The organism is Undibacterium umbellatum (assembly GCF_014284125.1).
Taxonomy (GTDB): domain Bacteria; phylum Pseudomonadota; class Gammaproteobacteria; order Burkholderiales; family Burkholderiaceae_D; genus Undibacterium; species Undibacterium umbellatum.
Map to the genome: position 1 here is coordinate 218,147 of NZ_JACOFX010000001.1, position 25,129 is coordinate 243,275.

At 48.2% G+C, this 25,129-nt stretch carries 23 protein-coding genes; 19 read left to right on the top strand and 4 right to left on the bottom strand.

Translation table 11 applies throughout. The annotated features are described in order from the left end of the window. Nucleotides 1-876, top strand: coding sequence for a UTP--glucose-1-phosphate uridylyltransferase GalU (gene galU, locus H8L47_RS01035; RefSeq protein WP_186951385.1), 876 nt, complete (start codon nucleotides 1-3; stop codon nucleotides 874-876). A gap of 82 nt (nucleotides 877-958) precedes the next feature. Then, the gene (gene def, locus H8L47_RS01040; RefSeq protein WP_186951386.1) at nucleotides 959-1,492 is read left to right on the top strand and encodes a peptide deformylase; all 534 of its coding nucleotides are present in this window, start codon (nucleotides 959-961) and stop codon (nucleotides 1,490-1,492) included. Between the two features lie 68 nt (nucleotides 1,493-1,560). Here def and H8L47_RS01045 read toward each other — a convergent pair whose 3' ends face one another. The 3 genes from H8L47_RS01045 to map form a co-directional block, all read right to left on the bottom strand. Beyond that, entirely contained in the window at nucleotides 1,561-2,307 is a 747-nt protein-coding gene (locus H8L47_RS01045; RefSeq protein WP_186951387.1) for a pseudouridine synthase, read from the bottom strand. A gap of 87 nt (nucleotides 2,308-2,394) precedes the next feature. Then, nucleotides 2,395-4,947, bottom strand: a complete 2,553-nt coding sequence (locus tag H8L47_RS01050; RefSeq protein ID WP_186951388.1) for a [protein-PII] uridylyltransferase — start codon at nucleotides 4,945-4,947, stop codon at nucleotides 2,395-2,397. 21 nt (nucleotides 4,948-4,968) lie between these two features. Continuing rightward, complete coding sequence (map, locus tag H8L47_RS01055) at nucleotides 4,969-5,778, bottom strand: type I methionyl aminopeptidase (protein WP_186951389.1); 810 nt, start codon at nucleotides 5,776-5,778, stop codon at nucleotides 4,969-4,971. A gap of 391 nt (nucleotides 5,779-6,169) precedes the next feature. Here map and rpsB point away from each other — a divergent pair, with 391 nt between their 5' ends. The 17 genes from rpsB to H8L47_RS30015 all read left to right on the top strand — a co-directional run bounded on the left by rpsB (nucleotide 6,170) and on the right by H8L47_RS30015 (nucleotide 21,921). Continuing rightward, the gene (gene rpsB / locus H8L47_RS01060) at nucleotides 6,170-6,916 is read left to right on the top strand and encodes a 30S ribosomal protein S2 (RefSeq protein WP_186951390.1); all 747 of its coding nucleotides are present in this window, start codon (nucleotides 6,170-6,172) and stop codon (nucleotides 6,914-6,916) included. A gap of 138 nt (nucleotides 6,917-7,054) precedes the next feature. Further along, nucleotides 7,055-7,936: a translation elongation factor Ts gene (tsf, locus tag H8L47_RS01065; protein WP_186951391.1), complete on the top strand. Its 882-nt coding sequence runs from the start codon at nucleotides 7,055-7,057 to the stop codon at nucleotides 7,934-7,936. A 246-nt stretch (nucleotides 7,937-8,182) separates the two neighbouring features. Beyond that, complete coding sequence (pyrH, locus tag H8L47_RS01070; protein WP_162041352.1) at nucleotides 8,183-8,899, top strand: UMP kinase; 717 nt, start codon at nucleotides 8,183-8,185, stop codon at nucleotides 8,897-8,899. An 85-nt stretch (nucleotides 8,900-8,984) separates the two neighbouring features. Then, nucleotides 8,985-9,545: a ribosome recycling factor gene (gene frr, locus H8L47_RS01075; protein WP_186951392.1), complete on the top strand. Its 561-nt coding sequence runs from the start codon at nucleotides 8,985-8,987 to the stop codon at nucleotides 9,543-9,545. A gap of 35 nt (nucleotides 9,546-9,580) precedes the next feature. Next, nucleotides 9,581-10,360, top strand: coding sequence for an isoprenyl transferase (locus tag H8L47_RS01080; RefSeq protein ID WP_186951393.1), 780 nt, complete (start codon nucleotides 9,581-9,583; stop codon nucleotides 10,358-10,360). After that, nucleotides 10,360-11,181: a phosphatidate cytidylyltransferase gene (locus tag H8L47_RS01085; RefSeq protein WP_186951394.1), complete on the top strand. Its 822-nt coding sequence runs from the start codon at nucleotides 10,360-10,362 to the stop codon at nucleotides 11,179-11,181. The genes H8L47_RS01080 and H8L47_RS01085 overlap by 1 nt, the downstream gene beginning before the upstream one ends. Nucleotides 11,182-11,186: 5 nt before the next feature. After that, nucleotides 11,187-12,371, top strand: a complete 1,185-nt coding sequence (ispC, locus tag H8L47_RS01090; RefSeq protein WP_186951395.1) for a 1-deoxy-D-xylulose-5-phosphate reductoisomerase — start codon at nucleotides 11,187-11,189, stop codon at nucleotides 12,369-12,371. Further along, complete coding sequence (gene rseP / locus H8L47_RS01095) at nucleotides 12,368-13,762, top strand: RIP metalloprotease RseP (protein ID WP_186951396.1); 1,395 nt, start codon at nucleotides 12,368-12,370, stop codon at nucleotides 13,760-13,762. The genes ispC and rseP overlap by 4 nt, the downstream gene beginning before the upstream one ends. Before the next feature lie 69 nt (nucleotides 13,763-13,831). Continuing rightward, nucleotides 13,832-16,180: an outer membrane protein assembly factor BamA gene (bamA, locus tag H8L47_RS01100; protein ID WP_186951397.1), complete on the top strand. Its 2,349-nt coding sequence runs from the start codon at nucleotides 13,832-13,834 to the stop codon at nucleotides 16,178-16,180. A 50-nt stretch (nucleotides 16,181-16,230) separates the two neighbouring features. Beyond that, nucleotides 16,231-16,749, top strand: coding sequence for an OmpH family outer membrane protein (locus H8L47_RS01105; protein ID WP_408057678.1), 519 nt, complete (start codon nucleotides 16,231-16,233; stop codon nucleotides 16,747-16,749). Nucleotides 16,750-16,754: 5 nt separating this feature from the next. Further along, complete coding sequence (gene lpxD, locus H8L47_RS01110; RefSeq protein ID WP_186951398.1) at nucleotides 16,755-17,816, top strand: UDP-3-O-(3-hydroxymyristoyl)glucosamine N-acyltransferase; 1,062 nt, start codon at nucleotides 16,755-16,757, stop codon at nucleotides 17,814-17,816. Further along, on the top strand, nucleotides 17,809-18,270 hold the full coding sequence (gene fabZ, locus H8L47_RS01115; protein ID WP_186951399.1) for a 3-hydroxyacyl-ACP dehydratase FabZ: 462 nt from the start codon (nucleotides 17,809-17,811) through the stop codon (nucleotides 18,268-18,270). The genes lpxD and fabZ overlap by 8 nt, the downstream gene beginning before the upstream one ends. A 3-nt stretch (nucleotides 18,271-18,273) precedes the next feature. Further along, the gene (lpxA, locus tag H8L47_RS01120; RefSeq protein ID WP_222616358.1) at nucleotides 18,274-19,062 is read left to right on the top strand and encodes an acyl-ACP--UDP-N-acetylglucosamine O-acyltransferase; all 789 of its coding nucleotides are present in this window, start codon (nucleotides 18,274-18,276) and stop codon (nucleotides 19,060-19,062) included. A 6-nt stretch (nucleotides 19,063-19,068) separates the two neighbouring features. Then, nucleotides 19,069-20,229, top strand: coding sequence for a lipid-A-disaccharide synthase (lpxB, locus tag H8L47_RS01125; protein WP_329605348.1), 1,161 nt, complete (start codon nucleotides 19,069-19,071; stop codon nucleotides 20,227-20,229). A gap of 60 nt (nucleotides 20,230-20,289) precedes the next feature. Further along, nucleotides 20,290-21,069: a TatD family hydrolase gene (locus H8L47_RS01130; protein WP_186951400.1), complete on the top strand. Its 780-nt coding sequence runs from the start codon at nucleotides 20,290-20,292 to the stop codon at nucleotides 21,067-21,069. 8 nt (nucleotides 21,070-21,077) lie between these two features. Beyond that, nucleotides 21,078-21,761: an ankyrin repeat domain-containing protein gene (locus H8L47_RS01135; protein ID WP_186951401.1), complete on the top strand. Its 684-nt coding sequence runs from the start codon at nucleotides 21,078-21,080 to the stop codon at nucleotides 21,759-21,761. Nucleotides 21,762-21,798: 37 nt separating this feature from the next. Continuing rightward, nucleotides 21,799-21,921 (top strand): hypothetical protein, encoded by a 123-nt coding sequence (locus H8L47_RS30015; RefSeq protein WP_268978035.1) that lies wholly within the window; start codon nucleotides 21,799-21,801, stop codon nucleotides 21,919-21,921. Nucleotides 21,922-21,949: 28 nt separating this feature from the next. Here H8L47_RS30015 and H8L47_RS01140 read toward each other — a convergent pair whose 3' ends face one another. Next, nucleotides 21,950-25,114 (bottom strand): error-prone DNA polymerase, encoded by a 3,165-nt coding sequence (locus H8L47_RS01140; RefSeq protein WP_186951402.1) that lies wholly within the window; start codon nucleotides 25,112-25,114, stop codon nucleotides 21,950-21,952. Nucleotides 25,115-25,129 lie beyond the last annotated feature (15 nt).

Consider the following 25,129-nt stretch of genomic DNA (forward strand, 5'->3'; position numbering starts at 1 on the left):
ATGAGAAAAATTAAAAAAGCCGTATTTCCAGTGGCAGGCTTGGGTAGCCGCTTCTTGCCAGCAACCAAGGCACAACCAAAAGAGATGTTGCCTATCGTTGATAAGCCGCTCATACAATATGCGGTGGAAGAAGCGGTAGAGGCGGGAATTACTGAAATGGTATTCATCACAGGTAGAAATAAGCGTGCGATTGAAGATCATTTTGATAAAGCCTATGAACTGGAAAGCGAACTCGAAGCGGCAGGGAAGGAAGCCTTGCTGGATCTGGTTAGAAATGTGATCCCTAAGAACATTAATTGCATATACATACGCCAGACTGCAGCTCTTGGTTTGGGGCATGCGGTTTTGTGCGCCCGCCCTGTCATTGGTGATGATCCGTTTGCTGTTTTGTTGGCGGATGATTTGATGGACGCGGATGCTGGTCAGCCTTCTGTCATGGCACAGATGGCGCGTCAGTATGAGGCTGAGGGTGGCAGTATCATTGCTGTGCAAAATGTACCGCGTGAATTTACCCGTCAATACGGCATTGTCAGCGGTACGCCATACACTGATACTTTGGAGAGAGTGCAGGGCATCGTTGAAAAACCTATGCCTGATGTTGCCCCATCGACTCTGGCGGTAGTTGGTCGCTATATTTTGTCTGGACGTATTTTCTCTTATCTGGAAACCTTGGGTAAAGGTTCTGGCGGTGAAATCCAATTGACTGACGGCATTGCTGCCATGCTCAAGGATTTCCCGGTGTATGCCTTCCGTCCCAATGCGACCCGCTATGATTGCGGCTCAAAACTCGGTTATCTGAAGGCCAGCGTTGCTCTGGGTTTGAAACACAAGGAAACCAGCGCGGAATTCTCCGAATATCTGCAGTCCTTGAAGTAAGTAATACAAAATACGGCCAGACAGCACCTGGCCGTATTTATATATAAATCATTCATTACATTCATTAAACATCTGGTGCACCATGATTCATCCTATCTTGAAAATGGGCGATGCCCGGCTATTGAGAGTTGCGGAGCAAGTGACTGCGTTTGATACGCTAGAATTGCATGAGCTCATCAAGGATATGTTCGAGACCATGATTGCAGCCAATGGCGCAGGTCTGGCGGCACCGCAGATCGGTGTGAACCTGCAACTGGTGATTTTCGGTTTCAAGAATAACCCACGCTATCCTGATGCCCCTGTCGTGCCAGAGACTGTGCTCATCAATCCGGTATTGACACCTTTATCTGAAGAGACTGATGACGCATGGGAAGGGTGTTTGTCTGTTCCTGGTATGCGCGGCCTGGTGCCACGCTGGAGTGCTCTACGTTATGAAGGCTATGATCAGTTCGGTACGCGAATCTCACGCGATGTAGATGGCTTCCACGCCCGTGTTGTGCAACATGAATGCGATCATCTGAATGGCATCTTGTATCCAATGCGCATACGCGATCTGACGCAATTTGGTTTTACTGAAGTCTTGTTTCCTGAACTTGATCCTAACGACGATGATTGAGTCATTTATTGCAGGAAAAAGGGGGTAAGAATTTAGATTCTTGCCCCCTTTATTTTGTAAGTTGAAAATTAAAACTGCTCGTCTTCGCGCAGATAACGCCATTGCCCCTCAGGCAATTTGCCCAGCTTGATCTTACCTATGCGTACACGCTTGAGGCCTATGACTCGCAAGCCTACCATTTCACACATACGCCTGATCTGGCGCTTCTTACCTTCCCGCAGAATAAAATTCAACTGATCTTCATTTTGCCAGGTGACTTTGGCAGGCAAGAGTTTTTTTCCATCCAGTGACAGTCCATGATTCAAGCGGCGCAATTCAGCATCTGGCAAACGTCCTGGTTTGCTGTATTGCACGCGCACCAGATATTCCTTCTCCACGACCGTGGTTTCACCTATCAGATGTTTAGCAATACGACCATCCTGGGTTAGCACCAGCAAGCCGACTGAATCAATATCGAGGCGACCAGCAGGCACAAGGCTGCGTAACTGAGTAGGGTGGAACTGGGTGTCGACTTCATCTTCCGGCCAGCGGTTTTCTGGCTTGATCAGGGCGATTGCAGGTGTGTAACCATCTTCAGCCTGGCCACTGACGAAACCGACAGGTTTGTTGATGAGGACTGTGACGCGCTTCGATTGCTCTGCAGCAGCCTGCCTTTCCACGGTCACTTTTTGATGGGGCAATACCTTGCTGCCTAGTTCGGAGATGATATTGCCGTCAACTCTTACCCAGCCGCGCGCTATCCATTCGTCGGCCTCGCGGCGAGAGCAAAGGCCAAGTTCGGACATGCGTTTGGAGAGTCGTACAAGTTCAGTCATGATGCTTTTAGAGTGGTCTTGCCTGTGGCATTGTGAGAAGCAGGCAAGGGTAGGGATTAATCGGTTAAGACATTAAAAATGCCGGGTTTAAATTCTTAGCGCATCCAGCAAATCAGTTTCAAACTGTATCTGGCTGCGGGCACCTTGCAGAGCCTGGCCATCAACAATGAAAACGTCTTCGACCCTTTCGCCCAGGGTCATGATCTTTGCGGTATGCAAATTGATTTTATACTTGGTCAGAATATTTGCAACAGCATATAGCAAGCCATTTCTATCATTCGCAGAGATGGACAATAAATAATACTGCCCCCGGTCATCAGGCCGTAAATCTACTGTCGGCACGATAGGGAAGGTGCGTGACATGCGTGACAAGCGCCCGGGATTTGGTGGAGATAAAGGGGTTTGACGCGTCAGAATTTCAATCAATTCGTGCTCGATCAAATTAATGATGTCACGATAATTTTTGGCAAAAGCCGGTTCTATCACCAGGAAGGTATCGAGAGCATAACCATTTTTACTGGTATGAATTTTTGCATCGAGAATGCCGAAATTTTTGCTGTCAAAATAATTGCAGATGCGTGCAAACAAGTCTGGCTGATCTTTGACATAGACAGTAATCTGCAGGCCTTCGCCTATAGGTGACAGACGACATTTCACTACGGGTATCTGGCTGTCTATGCGGTCATGCAGAGCGCGTGTTTGCCAGGCGATATCGGAAGCATCGTGTCGCAGGAAATAGGCAACATCAAGCTGCTGCCAGAATTTTTCATGCGCGTCAGGTGCCAGACCATACAGGCGCAAGGCTTTCAGCGCGTCTTCCTGACGATTCTTCAGCTCCCTGTCCTTGCTGGGCGTTTCGCCACCCAGTACCCGCAGGGTCATGCGGTACAAGTCTTCCAGTAACTTGCCTTTCCAGGCATTCCAGACCTTGGGGCTGGTGCCACGAATATCTGATACAGTCAGCAAATACAGGGCGGTCAGATGGCGTTCATCCTTAACCACATTGGCAAAATTTTGCACGACGTCAGGATCCGACAAATCCTGTTTTTGTGCCACATGCGACATCGTAAGGTGTTTCTCCACCAGAAAGATGATCAGCTCGGTATTGGCTTTGCTAAGACCGTGGTCGTAGCAGAATTTTTTTGCATCGGTCATGCCTAGCAGCGAATGATCGCCACCACGCCCCTTGGCGATATCGTGGAATAAAGCCGCGATATACAAAACCCAGGGTTGATTGAAGTTGGCCATCAACTGGCTGCAGAAGGGATATTCATGCGCATGCTCAGGCATGGTAAAACGGCGCAAATTGCGCACTACCATGAGGATGTGCTGGTCTACCGTGTATGCATGAAACAGATCATGTTGCATCTGGCCAATGATGCGACGGAAATTCGGCAGATAGCGGCCCAGTATGCTCATCTGATTCATGCGTCTCAAGGCATGAGTGATGCCTTGTGGTGATTGCAGGATCTGCAGAAATAGTGAACGATTGAAGATGTCATGGCGGAATTCAGCATCAATCAATAACCGCGCATGCCACAGGGCACGCAGGGTCCTGGCCGTCATGCCTTTAAGCTCGGTGTGCCTGGCCATGACTAGAAAAATTTCCAGTATGGTCGATGGATTTGCGTCAAAGGTATCATCTCTGGCGATATCAATGAAGCCATTCACCTCATTGAAATGCTCATCGATGGGTCTTGGTACCGAAGGCTGAGGAAACAAGACTGCTTCGATATTTTGCAATAGCACAGTATTAAGTTGCGTAACAGCCTTGGCAGCCCAGTAATAGCGCTGCATCAGGTACTCGCTGGCGCGTCTGGATTCTGTGGTCTTGAAACCAAAGGTTTCTGCTATCGGCGTTTGTATATCGAAAATCAGGCGATCTTCACGGCGGCCTGCATGGATATGCAGTCGTATGCGTATGTCTTTGAAGGCGCGTTCGTTGCGTTTCAACTGACGTGCCTCAGCATCAGTGATCAGGCCACGCTCTGCCAGTTCGCGCCAGGAATTACCAAGATTTGCTGCCTTGGCGACCCAGAGTATGACTTGCAAGTCTCTCAGTCCGCCTGGGCTTTCCTTGCAGTTTGGCTCCAGACTGTAGGGCGTGTCTTCGTATTTGACGTGGCGCTGTTGCAGTTCCAGGAGTTTTTCCTGGAAAAATTTTTGCGGCTGCATGGCTTCCGCATACTGCTGCTGCATTTCCTTGAATAATTTGCGGCTGCCAGTGACCAGTCGTGCTTCAAGCAGGCTGGTTTGTACAGTTATGTCTGCCGCAGATTCCTGCATGCATTCATCAATGGTGCGTATGCTATGGCCTATATCCAGGCCTATGTCCCAAAAGAGTTGTACCAGCCTTTCCAGTTTGTCGCGAAAGGCGGCGTCTGGCCTTTGCTGCAGCAAAATCAGTACATCGACATCGGAATAGGGAAACAACTCGCCACGGCCATAGCCGCCGACGGCAACCAGCGCTGCCTCTTTCGGAAAATCAAAATAACGCCAGATCTTGCTAAGCTGCTGATCGACATTGCGACACAAGTCATGCAGCAGTTGTTCTGCCTTATGATTTTCCTTGAACGCATTAATGACGATCAGTTGCGCTGATTTCAGCTCTTCCTTGAAAGAGAGTGCCGATGTCTGCATGTGGCCAGGCCTTAATCGAATTTAAGCGAGTTTGATGAAGTCTGGGATGGGTGGGTAGCCTGCCGACAAGGTCAGCACTTCATAACCGGTTTCAGTAACCAGAACTGTATGCTCCCACTGGGCTGACAGACTGCGATCCTTGGTCTTGATGGTCCAGCCATCCGGCATTTCCTTGATATCACGGCGACCAGCGTTGACCATGGGTTCTACCGTAAAAATCATGCCCGGTAACAGTTTTTCCATAGTGCCCGGCTTGCCGTAATGCATGACTTGTGGCGCTTCGTGGAAAATCTTGCCTATGCCATGACCACAAAATTCGCGGACTATGCTGTAGCCAGCTCTTTCAGCATGTTGTTGTATGACATGGCCGATATCACCCAGATGGGCGCCTGGTTTGATTTTATCTATGCCCAGCCACATGCATTCATAAGTGATGGCATTCAGTCGCTTGGACAAGATGGATGGCTCGCCCAGCAAAAACATGCGGCTAGTGTCGCCGTGGTAACCATTTTTGATGACAGTAATATCCAGATTAACCGAGTCGCCATCTTTTAAGACCTTGTCGCCAGGTATTCCATGGCAAATAACATCGTTGACCGATGTGCAAATGGCTTTTGGGTAAGGGGTATAGCCTGGCGGGCAGTAGTTCAGGGGGGCAGGAATGGTACCTTGCACATTTGTCATAAATTCATGGCACAAGCGGTCAATCTCACCAGTCGTTACACCAATCTTGACAAAAGGCGTGATGTAATCAAGGACTTCCGAAGCCAGTTTGCCAGCGATGCGCATGCCGGCGATATCTTCCGGCGTCTTTATAGTGATAGCTTCCATACGTTTTCTTGTCGTTTGCCAAGACTTGCGTATTGCGTAGCGAGTAGATGACTTTCACCTGACATTTTGCCAGGCGTCGCCAGGTTCGCTTGCCAATTACGGTCTTGGGCTGTGTAAAATTGCGAAAGTGTTGCAGAACCGGAATTATAGTCCATGAAAGGCAGCGCCGTATTGCTCCCAGCATTATGCTCATCAACGAATCACTTGAGGAAAGTACTATTTTCATAGTAGAATAGATGGTTAGCTTGTAGATGTATAGAAATGCGGTACTTGCTAATTTATATTTTATCAATCGAATCCGGTCGAAAAGGGTGTCTTGCAGCGCTTAATCCATTAAGCATTAGGCTGTTCAGATCACTGGCTGGATTCAAGACCTAACCCTGGAGTTATTATGTCTGTAACAATGCGTGAAATGCTGGAAGCCGGTGTGCACTTTGGTCACCAAACTCGTTTTTGGAATCCAAAAATGGCACCGTATATCTTCGGCCATCGCAACAAGATTCATATCGTCAACCTGGAAAAAACCCTGGCAATGTACCAGGACGCGATGAAGTACATCCGTCAATTGTCTTCCAATCGCGGCACAGTGTTGCTGGTTGGTACTAAGCGTCAATCCCGTGACATCATCGCAGCAGAAGCACAGCGTGCTGGCATGCCTTTCGTTGATCAACGTTGGTTGGGCGGTATGTTGACTAACTTTAAAACAGTTAAAACATCCATCAAGCGTCTGAAAGACATGGAAGCGTCCATCGAAGACGGTTCTGTTGAAAAGCTGTCCAAAAAAGAAGCCCTGATGTTCCAGCGCGAAATGATCAAGCTGCAAAAGTCCATCGGCGGTATCAAGGATATGGGCGGCATTCCTGACGCAATTTTCGTAGTCGACGTTGGCTACCATAAAGGTGCGATCACTGAAGCAGCGAAACTGGGTATCCCGGTTATCGGCGTGGTTGATACTAACCACTCCCCAGAAGGTGTTGCATACATCATCCCTGGTAATGATGACTCCTCCAAAGCAATCGCTTTGTACGCTCGCGGTGTTGCCGATTCCATCCTGGAAGGCCGTGCAAACGCAGTGAACGAAGTTTTGGAAGCTGTTAAGCCAGGTTCTGATGAGTTTGTAGAAGTAGAACAAGCTTAATTGCCTGTTCTGGCACATGGTTTCAAGCTGCCTGTGGCAGCTTGAAACAAAAAAATGGGGCAACAGTCGTTCGCCCTTTTTTTTAAACAAAATTTGATATCGGTGTTTTTTTAAACACCCTTGAACTAGGAGAATGACATGGCAGCGATTACAGCAGCTTTGGTAGGTGCACTGCGCGCAAAAACAGATGCGCCAATGATGGAATGCAAAAAAGCGCTGACAGAAGCAGAAGGCGATATGGACCGTGCGGAAGAAATTCTGCGTGTAAAACTGGGTAGCAAAGCTTCCAAAGCATCTTCCCGTATTACTGCAGAAGGCGTTGTCGCATCTCACATAGCTGGTAATGTTGGCTCCCTGATCGAAGTTAACTGCGAAACAGACTTCGTGACCAAGAATGATGATTTCCTGGCGCTGGCAAATACTTGTGCAAAACTGATCGCTGAGCACAACCCTGCTGACATCGCAGCTTTGGGTGCATTGCCTCTGGATGGCAAAACAGTTGAAGAAGTGCGCGCAGCACTGGTTGGTAAAATCGGCGAAAACATGTCTTTCCGTCGTTTTGTCCGCTTTGATACAACTGCCAAACTGGTTTCTTACCTGCACGGCACACGGATAGGCGTGGTTGTTGAATTCGATGGCGCGGATGAGCAAGTTGGTAAAGACGTAGCGATGCATATTGCTGCGATGAAGCCAGTATCTTTGTCTTCTGACCAAGTGCCTGCTGATCTGATCGAAAAAGAGCGCTCTGTAGCAGCTCTGAAAGCAGCAGAATCTGGCAAGCCAGCAGAGATCGTTGAAAAAATGGTTGAAGGTTCCGTACAGAAATTCCTGAAGGAAGTTTCTTTGCTGAATCAAACATTTGTCAAGAATGACAAGCAAACAGTTGAGCAGATGTTGAAATCTGTTAATACAACTGTCAAAGCATTCACCATGTTCGTTGTTGGTGAAGGCATTGAGAAGAAGCAAGATGACTTCGCAGCGGAAGTGGCAGCGCAAGTGGCTGCAGCAAAACAAGCGTAATTGGCGAAATAAAAAAACGGGCCGAAAGGCCCGTTTTTTTAAACCCAGCGATTGTAAGTATTTGTGTCTGAGCATCAAATTTGCGTATTCAGGTGTAAATATGAACGCACGGTGCTCCATTTGCTTTGTGTATTGGCTGACTGGGCTAGTTTACAAATCAAATGGTTATTGAAGAGTCTTATCCAGGCTGTTTCATCCAGTACGCATTTCTTTTAAACTATTTAAACTACCAGAAGGAGTCCTATCATGACAAAACCTGCTTACAAGCGTGTGCTCTTGAAGCTCTCTGGCGAAGCCCTGATGGGCGATGATCCGTTTGGCATTAACCGTGCGACTATTGAGCGCATGGTGGCCGATGTGGCTGAAGTATCGAGGATGGGTGTCGAGTTAGCCATCGTCATTGGCGGCGGTAATATTTTCCGTGGCGTCGCACCTGGTGCGCAGGGTATGGACAGAGCTACTGCTGACTACATGGGGATGCTGGCCACCGTCATGAATGCCCTGGCATTGTCAGATGCAATGCGTCAGGTCGGCTTGACTTCGCGCGTCATGTCAGCGATCGCGATTGATCAGGTTGTTGAGCCTTATGTGCGCCCAAAAGCCTTGCAATACCTTGAAGAGGGCAAGGTCATTGTTTTTGCTGCAGGAACTGGCAATCCCTTCTTTACTACCGACACTGCAGCAGCTTTGCGCGGTTCGGAAATCGGCGCTGAAATCGTCCTGAAAGCGACCAAGGTCGACGGTGTCTATACCGCTGATCCTAAAAAGGATGCCACGGCCACTCGCTATACGACGATTTCATTTGATGAAGCCATTGCACGTCACCTGCAAGTCATGGATGCAACTGCCTTTGCGCTTTGTCGTGATCAGAAGCTGCCTATCAAGGTATTTTCCATCATCAAACCGGGGGCATTGAAGAATGTCATTCTGGGGGCAGACGAAGGCACCTTAGTGCACGTATAATCCTGCACTTCGGATTGTTTCATATTAATTCGGCAAGGAGCGCGGCAAGATCCGTCGCTCGTGCCCAGATGTACAGGAGAGCGCTATGAGCGTAGCAGAGATTAAGAAAAGTTCTGACCAGCGTATGCAAAAGTCTATTGAGACTTTGAAGGCTGATTTGTCTAAAGTACGTACCGGTCGTGCCCATACCGGCATTCTGGATCATGTCCAGGTTGATTACTACGGAACACCTACCCACATTACCCAAGTTGCCAACGTTACTTTGATCGATGCTCGCACGATTGGTGTGCAGCCTTGGGAAAAGAAAATGCTGGGCGCGATTGAAAAAGCAATCCGCGATGCTGATCTGGGTTTGAATCCTTCATCCCAGGGTGAGCTGATCCGTGTGCCAACTCCGCCATTGACTGAAGAGCGTCGTAAGGAAATGGTCAAGCTGGTCAAGACTGAAGGCGAGAGCGCCAAGATCGCAATACGCAATATTCGTCGTGATTCCAATGAATCCTTGAAGAAGTTGCTCAAAGAAAAAGAATGCTCGGAAGATGATGAGCGTCGTGCGCAAGATGACATCCAGAAACTGACAGACAAGTTTGTTGCAGAAGTGGACAAGTTGCTGGCAGACAAAGAAAAAGAAGTGTTGACAGTTTAAGTCGTCGCCCGCGTATCAACACATTCTGGATTTACATGACCCATACAAGTTCTACCAAGGAAATTCCGGCAGTTGGCGCAATTCCTAAACATATCGCAATTATTATGGACGGCAACGGGCGCTGGGCAACCAAGCGCTTTTTGCCGCGTGTCGCTGGTCATGTCAAGGGCGTGGAGGCTGTCAGAGGTATGGTCGAAGCCTGTGCCAAGCGCGGCGTTTCATACCTGACCTTGTTTGCCTTCAGCTCGGAAAACTGGCGCCGGCCCGCTGAAGAAGTGTCACTATTGATGCGCTTGTTTGTCACCGCTCTTGAAAAAGAAGTGGCCAAGATGCACGCCAATAATATACGTTTGAAAGTGGTTGGCGACCTCACTCGCTTTGATGCGCACTTGCAGAAAATGATTATTGCTGCTGAGGAAAAAACAGCAAATAATCAAGGGCTTACTGTGACTATTTGCGCCAATTATGGCGGACGCTGGGACATTATTCAAGCCATGAACCGCTTGCAAAAAGATCGTCTTATTGCGGGCCAAGCAGAGCAGGAAGTGACGGAAGAGCAGCTTGCTGCTTATCTGTCCATGGCATATGCGCCGGAGCCTGATTTGTTTATCCGTACTGGTGGGGAAACACGTATTTCCAACTTCCTGCTATGGCAACTTGCGTACAGTGAATTCTATTTTACTGATACCTTTTGGCCAGATTTCGATGCTGAGGCACTGGATATATCCATACAATCTTACCAAAACCGCGAGCGTCGTTTTGGCAGGACCAGTGCGCAAGTGACCGAACAAACTTCCACACAAGAAAGCAAGTAATGCTGAAAACCCGTGTACTGACTGCCCTGGTTCTATTGGCGATCTTGCTGCCAGTCCTGTATTCGGCAAATTTTTATGCCTTTTCTGCGCTGGCCCTGGCATTTTTTGCTGCCGCAATGTGGGAGTGCCAGCGCCTGTTCAAAAAACCTGCTCCCATTGTCATGGCGGTACTTTGGACGGGCTTGCTGGCATATTGTTTGTTTCATTTAAAGGATTTTTCCTATCTGCTGCTGTTCGCGCTGAGCACTGCCTTCTGGGCACTCAGACTGGTCCCGACTTTAGCCCGGGGATTGCCAGAAGCGCATAATTTTTCCAGTGGCATATTGAGCGCCTTGTATGGCATCAGCATTTTTGCCTGCTTTGTAGCAATTGCTGTTTTCTTTCAGCAGCAATCACCCATGTATCTGTTTTCTGTCATGGCTATTGTCTGGATTGCTGACATTGCGGCCTATTTCTCCGGCAAAGCCTTTGGCAAGCGCAAGCTTGCGCCTAGCATATCTCCGGGAAAATCCTGGGAGGGGGCAATTGGTGGCTGGATTTGTGTCTTAATTCTGGCTGGAGCGACCAGTTTTGTCCCTGCTTTGCAAAACACTTTTACAGCACAATTGCTCGCCAGAAAAGGCTGGCTGATCTTTGTTGTGATCATGACTTTGATCACGGCTGCCAGTGTAATAGGGGACTTGTTTGAATCGTCCCTGAAGCGTCGTGTTGGAATGAAAGATAGCAGCAATCTCTTGCCAGGACATGGCGGCGTGCTGGACAGAATCGATGCATTGATTCCCGTTCTTCCTCTTGCTGCATTAGTAGACTTGTGGCGATAAATTCCATGCAAAAAAAACAGCAGCTTTGCATATTAGGGGCGACAGGGTCCATCGGTGTTTCAACTTTGGATGTGGTCGCTCGTCACCCTGATCGTTATGGTGTTTTTGCCCTTACTGCACATACTCAGGTAAAAAAACTTGCTGAGCAATGCGCGCAGTTTTTGCCTCAGGTCGCCGTTGTCGGCACTGCGCAGGCCGCTGATGAGCTGTCTATACTGCTCAAAGAAAAGCTTTTGTCGCAGATCCAGATATTATTTGGTCCTGAAGCTTTGTGTGCTGTCGCCAGTGCTAGCGAGTGTGATAGCGTAATGGCAGCCATAGTCGGTGCGGCTGGCTTGCCTGCTTCATTGGCAGCGGCAAGAGCGGGCAAAAAGGTCTTGCTGGCAAATAAAGAAGCACTGGTCATGTCAGGCCAATTGTTTATTGATGCGGTCAAAGACAGCGGCGCTGTTTTGTTGCCTATTGATAGCGAGCATAATGCTATCTTTCAGTGTTTGCCCGGTAACTATAATCGCCAACCTGGCCAGCATGGCATCCATAAGATATTGCTTACGGCATCAGGTGGCCCATTTTTGAATCGGGAAGTAAGCACCCTTGATGATGTTACGCCCGACCAGGCAGTGGCGCACCCCAACTGGGTGATGGGACGCAAAATCTCTGTCGATTCAGCGACAATGATGAACAAAGGCCTGGAGGTTATAGAGGCGCACTGGTTGTTTGCTACTCCGGCTGATCAGATCGAGGTCGTGATCCATCCACAGAGTGTTATTCATTCCATGGTGTCCTACACTGACGGCTCGGTCCTGGCACAGATGGGCAACCCTGATATGCGCATACCTATTGCTTATGGCATGGCTTATCCTGAGCGTATAGACTCTGGTGTTGCACCTCTGGATTTATTGAAAGTATCCAGTCTGAATTTCATTAAACCAGATTTTCTGCGTTTTCCTTGCCTGCAATTGGCCTATGACGCTTTAAAAGAGGGTAAGTCTGCAGCAATTATATTGAACGCAAGTAATGAAATTGCTGTCCAAGCGTTTTTGGAGAAGAGAATAGGGTTCCGCATGATCAATCAGATCATTGAGCGCACGCTGTGCAAAGTGGTGGCATCAGATACCCCGGATCTGAAAAGTATACTTGCTTGCGATGCTGAGTCTCGTCGTGTAGCTGAGGCAATGCTCAGCCTATGATCTGGCTACAAAACGCACTTGCTTTTCTGGTGACCCTGGGCATCCTGGTCTCAATCCATGAGTTTGGGCACTATATCGTTGCGCGCTGGTGTAACGTCAAGGTGTTGCGCTTTTCCCTTGGCATGGGAAAAGTCATTTATTCAAAAAGGCTAGGTAAAGATCAGACTGAATGGGCGATTTCCATATTGCCTTTGGGTGGCTACGTCAAAATGCTGGATGCCAGGGAAATGGGGGCAGAAAATATTGCCGCCAGTGAACTACCGCGCGAATTTTGTCAGCAATCTGTTTGGAAACGTATTGCCATCGTGTCTGCAGGTCCCATCGCCAATTTTTTATTGGCTATATTCCTTTACACGATTTTGTTTGTGCATGGTGTACCTGAGCCTGCAGCAAAGTTGCGCGTTATTCCTGATACCTCTATTGCGTATCAGGCTGGCTTGCGTTACGGGGATTTGATTACCGCTGTCAATGGACAGCAAGTGCAAGGCTGGACTGAGTTTCGCTGGAAAATGATGCAGGCCGGCTTGGCTGAAGGTAACACCCTGCTCGAAGTGCTGCGAATTGATGGCACTGCGCAAGAGGGCGGGAAGAATGTTTCTATTGAAATACCCTTGAAACAATTCAACAGTAAAGACGCTGATAGTGACATTCTTAATTTCCTCGGCCTAAATCTTGCGCGCAGCCGGGAAATTATTTTGAAAGGCTTTTTGCCGGAAAGTCCTGCGTTTCTTGCTGGTTTGCAGGTTGGTGACCGTATCGTTGAAGTGGAGCAAAAGCCTTTACTTGATGTGATAGATTTTGTACAAGTTGTCAACGCGAACCCTAGCAAACCGTTGAAGCTACTGGTTCAAAGACGGCAAGAAAAGTTTGTATTGGAAGTAACGCCAGTCAGTCAAGAATCTAATGGTAAGACGGTAGGGGCTCTTAGGGTAGAGTTGCAAGTTGCGCCCCTCGAAATGACGGTTGTGCAAGCAAATCCCCTGCAGGCCTTCGCGAAATCCGTTGAGAAAACCTGGGATACCAGCATCTTTAGCCTGAAAATGATAGGCAAAATGCTGACGGGCAATGCTTCTCTTAAGCATGTAACCGGGCCTTTGACAATAGCGGACTATGCTGGGCAGACTTCACGGACCGGCTTGATTACCTACCTGAGCTTTATCGCCGTCATCAGTATCAGTCTGGGTGTTATGAATTTGCTTCCCATACCGGTTTTGGATGGAGGGTATTTGTTGTATTATTCGCTGGAAGTTTTGACAGGGAAACCTTTGCATGATCGTTATATCGAAGTGGGGAAGCAAGCTGGACTTTTTTTGCTATTGATGATGATGGCAATAGCTTTTTTTAATGACATTGTCCGACTGATACCATACTTTGGCAGACTAATGTCATAATAGTCGGCTTGATGACAGAAACTCATTTCAGATAGCAATATTGAGAGTATTGAAAGAAATTTATACCCAATGAAATTACATATCGAGCAGTTCACTTTAGCCCATTTTCGTCGTCGTGCTTTATCTCTGGCTGCACTCGCACTTTGCACCGGGAATGCGCTCGCGATTGAGCCCTTCACCGTTAGAGATATACGAGTAGAAGGCTTGCAACGGACGGAGGCCGGTACTGTATTTAGCTATTTGCCTGTCAAAGTCGGTGAAGTATTTGATGATGCAAAAAGTACAACTGCAATCAAATCCCTCTATGCGACAGGCTTTTTTAAGGATGTTCAGATAGAAGCGCAGGATGGCATCCTGATTGTGTTGCTGGAAGAACGCCCAACCATCGCTGGTGTGGAATTTACCGGCACCAAGGAATTTGAAAAAGATGCCCTGGTCAAGGCATTGAAAGATATTGGCGTTGGTGAGTCGCGCATTTTTGATAAGGCGACTGTAGACCGTGCCGAGCAAGAATTAAAACGCCAATACTTGTCCAAAGGCTTGTATGGCATGCAAATTACCACCACGATCACACCTATAGAACGTAATCGTGTGAATGTTACTTTTGCGGTCGATGAAGGCGAAGTTGCCAAAATCGCGCAAATCAATATTATCGGGAACAAGGCTTTTTCCGATGGCGAAATTCGTGATTTGTTGACTTTGACGACACCAGGCTGGTTTACCTGGTACACCAAAGCCGATCAGTATTCCAAACAAAAACTGTCTGGTGATATAGAAACTCTGCGTTCTTTCTACCAAAACCGTGGTTATCTGGAAATGCAAATCTTGTCCACGCAGATTTCCATCACCCCGGATAAAAAGGATATCTACATCACCATCAATCTGGACGAAGGTGATAAATATACGGTTTCTGATATCAAGCTCGAAGGTGATACTCTGGGGCGCGAAGAGGAACTAGCAGCACTGCTATTGCTCAAGAGCGGCAATGTCTACAATGCCGCACGCCTGACCGAGAGCACAAAACGCATTTCTGAACGCATGGGTAATTTTGGTTATGCCTTTGCCAACGTGAATGCCAATCCGGTCTTGAATAAAGAAAAGAAGGAAGTCGCATTTACCATTTTTGTCGATCCAGGCAAGCGCGTCTATGTCCGTCGTATCAATCTGGCAGGTAATACGCGTACACGTGACGAAGTTATCCGTCGCGAATTCCGTCAGTTTGAAAGTTCATGGTATGACGGTGAAAAAATCAAAACTTCACGTGATCGTGTTGAGCGCCTTGGCTATTTTAAAGATGTCACAATAGAAACGCCTGAAGTGCCAACCAGTGTTGATCAAGTCGATGTCAATTTGACCGTGACAGAAAAACCTACTGGTAACCTGATGTTTGGTGCAGGCTATTCTAGTGCAGAAAAATTGACACTGACCGGCTCAATCCAGCAGGCCAATGCTTTTGGTAGTGGTGATACTATAGGCTTGGACATTAATACCAGTCGCCAAAACCGTACCATCGCCGTGGCGCATACCGATCCCTACTTTACCGACGATGGCGTGAGCCGTAATGTTGAATTGTATTTGCGCACGACTCGCCCTATCATCGGCAGCAGTGGTGACTACAAAATTCAAACTACAGGTGGTGCCTTACGTTTTGGCGTGCCATTCTCTGAAGTTGATACTGTATTTTTTGGTCTCGGTTTTGAGCGTACCAAAGTTGAAACTTATTATTTGAGTCCTTCGCGCTATTTGCAATATGTCGCCGACTATGGCAATGGCAGCAAAGATATCAATAACATTAATTATGGTATCGGTGAAGCCGTAACCAATTCTTATCCTTTGACTGCTGCCTGGCAGAGGGATAGCCGGGACAGCGTATTGACACCAACGATAGGTCGCTATCAGCGTGCCAATCTGGAGCTGGCTGCTTTCGGTAGTTTTAAATACTATCGTGCAATTTACAATGCACAATTATTCCAACCTATATACCGCTCGGTTGTTTTGGCATTGAATGGTGAAATTGACTATGGACATGGTTTGGGTGGCAAACCTTTCCCATTGTTTAAAAATTTCTATGCTGGTGGTATAGGCTCAGTGCGTGGTTATGAACCTTCCTCATTGGGTACCAGGGATCCAGCCGGCGATGCGCTTGGCGGTTCGACCAGAGTGCTGGCCAACGTAGAATTGCAAATACCTTTCCCAGGTGCTGACAAGTCCTTGCGCTGGTTCACTTTTGTGGACGGTGGCAATGTATTTGACGAAGGACAAAAAATCAGGCCAAAAGACTTACGCTTTTCTGCTGGTATAGGTATAAGCTGGATATCGCCAGTTGGCCCGTTGAAATTGAGCTTCGGTAAAGCTTTGAACGCCAAACCGGAAGACAAGAAGCAAACATTCCAGTTCCAGATGGGAACAGGCTTCTAATTGTTTTTGCTTGGCTATATTTTGTTTTAGTACGTGTTACGGAGATTATTTTGAGTCAACATACTACCCCGACCAAATTGTTGCAACGCTTGATGGTTTGTGCGGCTTGCGTTTTCAGCGTGGCTCAAGCTCAGGCGCAGGACACCAAAATAGCTATCTTTGATTCTCAAAGGGTGATGCGAGAATCCGTGCCAGCAAAAGCGGCAGAAGCCAAACTGAAAGTTGAATTTCAAAAGCGTGGCGAAGAGTTGGAAAATTTGGCAAAGAAATTAAAGGCAACAGCTGAAAAGTATGAGAAAGATGCGCCTTTATTGTCAGAAGCGGACCGTGTTATACGCCAACGTGAGATCACTGAGCTGGACCAAACCTTTAAACGCAAGCAACGATCTTACAACGAAGATGTGAATCAGCGTCAGAATGAAGAGATTGCGTCACTTGTAGAGCGTGCGCAAAAAGTGATCAAGCAAATCGCAGAAGTTGAAAAAATTGATCTGGTCTTGCAAGACTCTGTCTATCATAGTGCCCGTATCGACATTACTGACAAAGTTCTCAAAGCACTCTCTAAATAATTCCTATGACCGCAAGCATTCGGCTAGGTGAATTGGTCGATCGCTTCGGTGGTCAATTGACTGGTTCACCTGAAATTACTGTCACTGGCATTGCCCCTCTGAGTGAAGCCAGTGAACAGCATATTACTTTTTTATCCAATCCCAAATTACGTCTTCAAGCCGCAGCTACGCAGGCCGCAGCCTTGATATTGACGCAGGCTGATTTCGAGCATATTGGAAAAAACTATGCTGGCATTTGCCTGATAGTTCCCCAGCCATATGTCTACTTTGCACGAGCAGCGCAATACTTTGCCTCACTCAATGCCATACCTGCAGTGACAGGCGTGCATCCTGCTGCCTGGGTCAATCCGATGGCCGTCGTTGCATCCACTGCCAGTGTAGGCGCAAATGCCAGCATCGATGCTGAAGCGGTGATTGGTGAGCATGTTGTCATCAAACCAGGTGCTGTGATAGGTCGTGGTGTGGTGATCGGTGACAATAGCCTGATCCATGCGAATGTCAGCATTTATGACTACTGCGTCCTGGGACAACGTTGCATCATTCATTCTGGCGCTGTCATAGGTGCTGACGGTTTTGGCTTTGCCAATGAAACAGGTCAATGGATAAAAATCCCGCAAACGGGCAGAGTGGTGATCGGTGACGATGTCGAAATTGGTGCGAATACCAGCATAGACCGCGGTGCTCTGGCTGACACCATCATAGAAGAAGGCGTGAAGCTGGATAATCAGATACAAATAGGCCATAACTGCCACATAGGTGCGCATACTGCCATGGCAGGTTGCGTAGGGGTGGCAGGCAGTGCCAAGATAGGCAAATATTGCACATTTGGTGGTGCAGCCATGGTTTTGGGACACTTAACCATCGTCGACAATGTGCATATTTCCTCTGCCAGCATGGTGTCACGCTCTATTCTTGAGCCTGGGCAATATACCGGCTTTTATCCTTTGGCAAAAAATGCTGATTGGGAAAAAACTGCTGCCATCGTACGCAATTTATCGGGTATGCGCGAAAAAATGCGTTACCTCGAAAAAACAATGAAAACACTGACTGAAAAAGATCATGAATAGCCTGGACATTAATCAAATCAAAGAATATCTGCCACACCGTTACCCGATGTTGTTGGTGGATCGTGTGCTGAGCTGGGAAAATGGAAAGACCATTACCGCCATCAAGAATGTCACGGCGAATGAAGAGTTTTTTAACGGACATTTCCCGAATAAACCCGTCATGCCTGGCGTATTGATGATAGAAGCGATGGCACAAACTGCTGCCATACTCTCATTCCTGACCATGGGCCAAAAACCGGATGAAAATACCATCGTGTATTTCCTTGGCATTGATGGCGCACGTTTCAAGCGTCCAGTTGAACCTGGTGACCAGTTGAAGATGGAAGTAGAAATCATCAAGGTTGCCCGCGGCATCTGGAAATACAAGGCCAGGGCAACTGTTGATGGCCAATTGGCAGTAGAAGGTGAACTGATGTGCACCATGCGTACGAAAGAAGAAGCCAAGGAGAGCTAAATAATGCACATCCACCCAAGCGCGCTGATTGACCCCAAGGCTCAACTGGATAGCTCAGTTGAAGTGGGTGCCTATTCCATTATCGGTCCCAATGTAACGATAGCAGCGGGGACCAAAATAGGCCCGCATGTCGTGATTGAGGGATATACGACGATAGGCCGCAACAATACTTTTTACCAGTTCTCGTCCATAGGTGCAGCGCCGCAAGACAAAAAATATGCGGGCGAGCCTACGCGTCTGGAAATTGGCGACAACAACGTTATCCGTGAATTTTGCACTTTCAACCTGGGCACAGTTCAGGATAATGGCGTGACCCGTCTGGGTAACGATAACTGGATCATGGCTTATGTGCATCTGGCGCATGACTGCCAAGTCGGTAATAACGTCATATTCGCCAATAATGCCGCATTGGCTGGTCATGTGCACGTCGGTGACTGGGTGATTTTGGGTGGTTTTACCAATGTGCATCAATTCTGTAAGATAGGTGCGCATGCCATGTGCGGCATGGGTACTTCTTTGCTGCAGGACGTGCCACCCTTCGTCATGTTGAATGGAAACCCAGCAGCTGCCCATGGCATTAATGTCGAAGGTTTGAAGCGTCGTGGCTTTAGCCGCGAACAAATTTCAGCCATACGTCAGACTTATAAGCTGATCTATAAATCCGGTTTGACCCTGGAAGAAGCCAAAGCAGTGATAGATCAACAGATTGCTGAACTGGAAGCAGATGCGGCTCTTCACGTGCGATCCATGCGTCATTTTCTTGATGCTGCAACACGCGGCATCGTCCGTTAAGCTGCTGTGACAACTCAAGCTAATCGCCCCATCATTGCGATGGTAGCCGGAGAGACCTCCGGCGATATGCTGGCCAACCGCCTCCTGTCCGGCTTGCGCCCGGCTTTGCCTGATGCTCGTATGCACGGTATAGGTGGCCCACGCATGGCTGAACATGGCTTCATCAATGACTGGCCCATGGAAAAACTTTCTGTCCGTGGCCTGTTTGAAGTGCTGGCGCATTACCGGGAAATTACTGGTATACGCAAGCAATTGCGTGAACAGTTGCTACTGGAAAAGCCCGATGTTTTCATTGGTGTCGATGCGCCAGACTTTAACCTGGATCTGGAAATCCAGTTGAAACGTGCTGGCATTCCTACCATGCATTACATCAGCCCATCGATCTGGGCATGGCGTGGTGGTCGCATCAAAAAGATTGCCGAAGCAGTTTCTCATATGCTGGTAGTATTTCCCTTTGAAGAAGAGATATACCGCAAGGCTGGCATACCAGTGACCTATGTAGGTCATCCGCTGGCACAAGTCATTCCCATGGAAACGGACATGGCAGCGGCCAGGGACGAGCTGGGCCTGGATAAAAATGCCAGGGTGGTGACGATCTTGCCAGGCAGCCGCATGTCCGAGATCAAATACAATACTGAAGCATTCATACAAACAGCAAAAATCCTTTGCCAGCGTGATCCGCAGTTGCAGATAGTCGTGCCCATGGCAGGCGACAAGCAGCGCAGCTATTACATCAAACTGGTGGTTGACGCCAGGCTGGATGATGTACCAGTTTTGCTGATAGATGGCCGTTCGCATACTGCCATTGCAGCAGCGGATGCGGTACTGGTTGCTTCTGGTACAGCCTCGCTGGAAGTGGCTTTATTCAAAAAGCCCATGGTGATTGCCTACAAAATGATGGAAGCCTCATGGCAGATATTGCGCCATATGGGTTACCAGCCCTGGATAGGCTTGCCGAATATTCTTGCGCGTGAATTTTTGGTACCGGAATTTTTGCAATCAGCAGCCAGGCCAGATGCAATGGCTGATGCATTGTGGCAGCAGTTGAGTGATGAAGCCTTGCAGGAGCGACTGAAGCAGCGCTTCGTCGATATGCACCATTCCCTCTCGCGCGATACCGCCAACGTCTCGGCGCAAGCCGTATTACAATTAATTTCAGCAAAATGAGGCTTTAGTCCCGGTTTGCCGATATGGTTACACGCCAGATTCACTTGAAGAGTAGCAAGCATGTACGTTGATTCCCATTGTCATATCAATTTTCCCGAACTGGCTGAACGTTTGCCAGAGATATTGGGCAAGATGCAGGAAAATGGGGTGACCCACGCGCTATGCGTCTCGGTTGATCTGCCTGATTTTCCGCAAGTTCTGGCATTGGCTGAACAGTATCCACACATTTATGCGTCAGTAGGTGTACATCCTGACTACGAAGAAACAGAAGAGCCAACAGCAGAGCAATTGGTCAGGCTATCCGATCACGACAAAATTATTGCCATCGGTGAAACCGGTCTTGATTATTTCAGATTGAAGGGTGACCTGGAGTGGCAACGCGAACGGTTCAGGCAGCATATCCGCGCCTCCCGCATTTGTCGCAAACCCTTGATCATTCATACCCGTGCAGCGGCGGAAGATACCATACGCATTATGCAGGAAGAGGGCGCAGGCACAGCTCAGGGTGGTGTTGCTGGCGTCATGCATTGTTTTACAGAGTCACTGGAAGTTGCGCAAGCAGCAGTAGATTTGGGGTTTTATATTTCTTTTTCCGGCATCCTGACCTTCAAGAGCGCCAAAGATTTGCAGGCAGTAGCCAAAGCCTTGCCTCTTGAGCGTATTTTGATAGAAACTGATTCGCCTTACCTAGCACCAGCCCCGCATCGCGGCAAAATGAATGAACCCGGTTTTGTCCGTCATGTGGGTGAATTTCTGGCAGATTTGAAAGGTATCTCCGTCAAAGAAGTGCAGGAAACTACGACCAGAAATTTCTTTCAATTGTTTCAATTTGCTCATTGAGTCCTGATATGCAAACAGCCTTGTCATCCGCATCCTTTTCTGGGAAATTTAATCTGCGTTGCGTGGCTTGTTTGCTATTGTGGCTCTCTTCTGCCTGTGCTTTTGCTGATGATCATGATGACCTGTTTTTTGCGGTACGCTTCGACGACGTAAACAAAGTCAGTGAGTTGGTCAAACGCGGTCTGAGTGTCAATGCCACAGAATCTATACGTGGCGAAACTTTACTGATGATTGCATTGCGTGAAAACTCGAAGAAAGTTTTTCAGGTCTTACTCGATCACAAGGACATCAAACTTGAAGCCAGAGCCAGTAATGGCGATACCATCTTGATGCTGGCCAGTTATTTAGGCGACTTCCCCGTCGTGAAAAAACTGGTAGAGCGGGGCGCAGAGATCAATCAAGTTGGCTGGACAGCATTGCATTATGCGGCAGTAAGTGGCGATAAGAATATCGTCGCTTTATTATTGGAAAGCTCCGCCTATATTGATGCTGAATCACCAAATAAAACTACCCCTCTGATGATGGCAGCTCGCTCTGGCAAACATATCATCGTCGGTTTACTGCTGGAAGAGGGTGCTGACCCATACTTAAAAAATGATCTGGGTTTAAATGCACTCGACTTTGCTATCGACGTAGAGCAAAGAGAAATAGCAGCCATTTTGAAAGCACGCATGCAGGCCAACAAAAAATAGTTGGTGTTCACGCGCCTGATATTTGAAGGAGGACTTCTTGAAAGCTGACGAGGTAAAACGGGCACTCGAAGTTGTGGTCGAATGGGGTCGCTTTGGAGAGTCATACAACTATGATTATCATACCGGTCGCCTGACTCTGCCTGAAGATAATCAAAAGTAATTATCGCGTCTTTGCAGGGTAGGTGAGTTCAGCAAAAATTCCTGCTACCCACTTCCAGTTGCCCCAGGAGGTGTGACATATCTACCAGACGTTTGGCAACCAGATGCCTGACTTCCGCCTCACATTGCCAGATACCATATACGCCCAACAGCGGTGCACTCAAGACTTCACTACGTTGCTTTTCCAGTACATTTGGCCAAATAATGACATTCACCGGGCCAGTCTCATCTTCTATGGTGATAAAGATGACGCCTTTGGCAGTCTGTGGTCTTTGCCTTACCGTAACCAGGCCACAGCCACGGGCAAATTGCCCTTGTTGAAAAGTATTTAGCATTTCTGCTGGCAAGAAGCGTTTGGCTAGTAATTGTGGTCTCAACAAGGCAAGGGGATGGCGCTGCAGGCTGAATCCGGTCGCATGATAGTCGCTATAAATTTCCTGTGCTTCTGAAGGTGCTTTCAGTTGTGGCACTTGCTCCTGTATGCTGGTGGCCCGCAACAAATCCTTGTCCGGTATTGCACCTACTGCCTGCCACAGTGCCTGCCTTCTATGTCCGGCCAAGCCTGACAAGGCATTACCTGCTGCCAGTATATGCAAATCATGTTGACTCAATTGCGCGCGTTTTGCCAGATCATGCACATCATCAAAGGCTTGTTCCTGACGTGCCTGCGTGATACGCAAAGCTGCATCCTTGGACATGCCATATAGCAGAGAAAACCCCATGCGCACAGCAGGTTGCATGGTCCCGGTAAATTTATTGAGCTGCGTCTCAGCCTCAAGTGAAGAATCCCAATTACTGCAAGTCACATCGATTGCGCTGACTTGCACATCGTGACGGCGTGCATCCTGTATCAATTGCGAGGGTGAATAAAATCCCAGGGGTTGCGAATTCAACAGTGAACATAAAAAAACGGCAGGTTCATGGCGCTTGATCCAGCTACTGAAATACGCCAGGATGGCAAAGCTGGCAGAATGGCTTTCAGGAAAGCCATAATCACCAAACCCCTTCATTTGCTCGTAGATCCCTTGAGCAAAATCACGCTCATAGCCATTCTTGACCATGGTTTCCACTATTCTGGCTTCATACGCTTCCAGCCCGCCTTTACGCTTCCAAGCTGCCATTGCGCGGCGCAAACCATCTGCTTCCCCCGGCGTAAAGTCCGCCGCATGCATTGCGATCTGCATGACTTGCTCCTGAAAAATAGGTATCCCCAGCGTACGCTCCAGCGCTGCCCGCATGCCTGGGTTTTCATGGATTTCTATAGGTTGCTTGCCCTGACGCCTTTGCAGATACGGATGCACCATGCCTCCTTGTATAGGACCCGGCCGCACAATGGCAACTTGTATCACCAAATCATAAAATTGTCTGGGCCTTAGGCGCGGCAACATACTCATCTGTGCACGGGATTCAATCTGAAACACACCTATGGTATCTGCCTTGCAAATCATGTCATAGGTCAGCGAGTCTTCCCTTGGGACATCCTGCATGCACTTAGGCTTACCTGGCAATGTAGCCATCAGGTTAAAAGCACGGCGCAATGCCGACAGCATGCCAAGGGCCAGCACATCAACCTTGAGCAAACCTAGAGATTCAAGATCATCTTTATCCCATTGGATCACATTGCGTTTTTCCATCGCCGCATTTTCTATAGGCACCAACCTGGATAATTTGCCGCGTGCGATGACAAAGCCACCACTGTGCTGGGATAGATGACGCGGAAAACGCAGCAATTTCCCTGTCAACAGAGCCCATTGCTGGGCTATAGGCGAGTTGGTATCGAGGCCGCATTCAGTAAATCGTTGAAATAACTCTTGCTTGCTATCAAACCAGCGATGCGATTTTGCTACGGCATCAACAATCGCAAGATCTACGCCCAAGGCCTTTCCCACATCACGCAAGGCGCCACGTGGGTGATAGGTGTGTACTGCGGCCGCAAGGGCAGCGCGATCACGTCCATATTTGTCGTAGATGTACTGCATGACTTCTTCACGGCGCTGATGCTCAAAATCGACATCGATGTCGGGCGGCTCACCTCTTTCCTTTGACAGGAAGCGTTCAAATAGCAGGGTATGTGTTTCTGGGTTAACTTCGGTGATGTGCAGGCAATAGCAGACGACAGAATTGGCTGCCGAGCCGCGTCCCTGACATAGAATCTCTTTTTTCCTGGCGAAATTAACGATGTCAAACACCGTCAAAAAATAAGGCTCATAAGCAAGATCATTAATCAGGTGCAATTCATGTTCTATTTTGTGGGTTACTGATGATGGCAAGCCTTGTGGATAGCGCGAGTGCGCTCCTTTATACACCTGCAACTTTAAATAACTGGCAGGCGTGTATCCTTTAGGTACCAGCTCGTGCGGGTATTCATAGCGCAATTCATTCAATGAAAAGCTGCACAGCTCGGCAATTTTCACTGTTTCAGCCAGGGAATGCAGCGGGTAGATCGTCGCCAGCCGCAAGCGGGAACGCAGGTGCTGCTCTGCATTCATCGCCAACGCATAACCACATTCGGTGATGGGCTGACACAGCCGTATGGCAGTCATCGTATCTTGCAAGGGCTTGCGGGATCTGACATGCATTGTGACCTGGCCAATTGCAACAACTGGCAATTGCACGGTCTCGGCTACCGCATCAACTTGTTGTTTTTGATATTCATCTGCAATTTGCATCAATAAATTCAAACCTATCCAGGCACGACCAGGAAAGTGTTGCTTCAACCAATTTGCTTGTCTCAGCAGTACATCGCTTTCTGCCGGGTAGGCTGGCACCAGTATCAACAGGCAATCTGGCAAGCCAGACAAATGCTCTAAACCTGTTGGTGGCGTGACGAAGTCCCTGGGTGTCAATAAGTAACTGCCTTTGGTTGCCCGGCATCGCCCAAGGGTGATCATTTCAGAGAGATTGCCATAGCCTTCGCGGTTTTGTGCAAGGGCAATCAGATGCACACTACTTGCAGGTGCTTCTATATCTTCCAGTTTGAAGTGGGCACCGATGATGAGATGCAAGCCCGTATTTTTTGCTGCTGTATATGCTCTTGCCACGCCAGCCAAGGAACACTCATCGGTAATGGCGAGGGCACGATAATCCAGTTTAATGGCACGTGCCACCAATTCTTCTGAATGTGATGCTCCATGCAGGAAGCTGAAATTGCTCATGCAAAATAATTCGGCATATTCGGGCAGGAAGGCACTCATGTTGATATATCCAAA

Bases quoted from the DNA above. Each gene is read 5' to 3' on its own strand.
- galU (WP_186951385.1), top strand. From the start codon at position 1: ATGAGAAAAATTAAAAAAGCCGTATTTCCAGTGGCAGGCTTGGGTAGC.
- def (WP_186951386.1), top strand. From the start codon at position 959: ATGATTCATCCTATCTTGAAAATGGGCGATGCCCGGCTATTGAGAGTT.
- H8L47_RS01045 (WP_186951387.1), bottom strand. From the start codon at position 2,307: ATGACTGAACTTGTACGACTCTCCAAACGCATGTCCGAACTTGGCCTT.
- H8L47_RS01050 (WP_186951388.1), bottom strand. From the start codon at position 4,947: ATGCAGACATCGGCACTCTCTTTCAAGGAAGAGCTGAAATCAGCGCAA.
- map (WP_186951389.1), bottom strand. From the start codon at position 5,778: ATGGAAGCTATCACTATAAAGACGCCGGAAGATATCGCCGGCATGCGC.
- rpsB (WP_186951390.1), top strand. From the start codon at position 6,170: ATGTCTGTAACAATGCGTGAAATGCTGGAAGCCGGTGTGCACTTTGGT.
- tsf (WP_186951391.1), top strand. From the start codon at position 7,055: ATGGCAGCGATTACAGCAGCTTTGGTAGGTGCACTGCGCGCAAAAACA.
- pyrH (WP_162041352.1), top strand. From the start codon at position 8,183: ATGACAAAACCTGCTTACAAGCGTGTGCTCTTGAAGCTCTCTGGCGAA.
- frr (WP_186951392.1), top strand. From the start codon at position 8,985: ATGAGCGTAGCAGAGATTAAGAAAAGTTCTGACCAGCGTATGCAAAAG.
- H8L47_RS01080 (WP_186951393.1), top strand. From the start codon at position 9,581: ATGACCCATACAAGTTCTACCAAGGAAATTCCGGCAGTTGGCGCAATT.
- H8L47_RS01085 (WP_186951394.1), top strand. From the start codon at position 10,360: ATGCTGAAAACCCGTGTACTGACTGCCCTGGTTCTATTGGCGATCTTG.
- ispC (WP_186951395.1), top strand. From the start codon at position 11,187: ATGCAAAAAAAACAGCAGCTTTGCATATTAGGGGCGACAGGGTCCATC.
- rseP (WP_186951396.1), top strand. From the start codon at position 12,368: ATGATCTGGCTACAAAACGCACTTGCTTTTCTGGTGACCCTGGGCATC.
- bamA (WP_186951397.1), top strand. From the start codon at position 13,832: ATGAAATTACATATCGAGCAGTTCACTTTAGCCCATTTTCGTCGTCGT.
- lpxD (WP_186951398.1), top strand. From the start codon at position 16,755: ATGACCGCAAGCATTCGGCTAGGTGAATTGGTCGATCGCTTCGGTGGT.
- fabZ (WP_186951399.1), top strand. From the start codon at position 17,809: ATGAATAGCCTGGACATTAATCAAATCAAAGAATATCTGCCACACCGT.
- lpxA (WP_222616358.1), top strand. From the start codon at position 18,274: ATGCACATCCACCCAAGCGCGCTGATTGACCCCAAGGCTCAACTGGAT.
- H8L47_RS01130 (WP_186951400.1), top strand. From the start codon at position 20,290: ATGTACGTTGATTCCCATTGTCATATCAATTTTCCCGAACTGGCTGAA.
- H8L47_RS01135 (WP_186951401.1), top strand. From the start codon at position 21,078: ATGCAAACAGCCTTGTCATCCGCATCCTTTTCTGGGAAATTTAATCTG.
- H8L47_RS01140 (WP_186951402.1), bottom strand. From the start codon at position 25,114: ATGAGTGCCTTCCTGCCCGAATATGCCGAATTATTTTGCATGAGCAAT.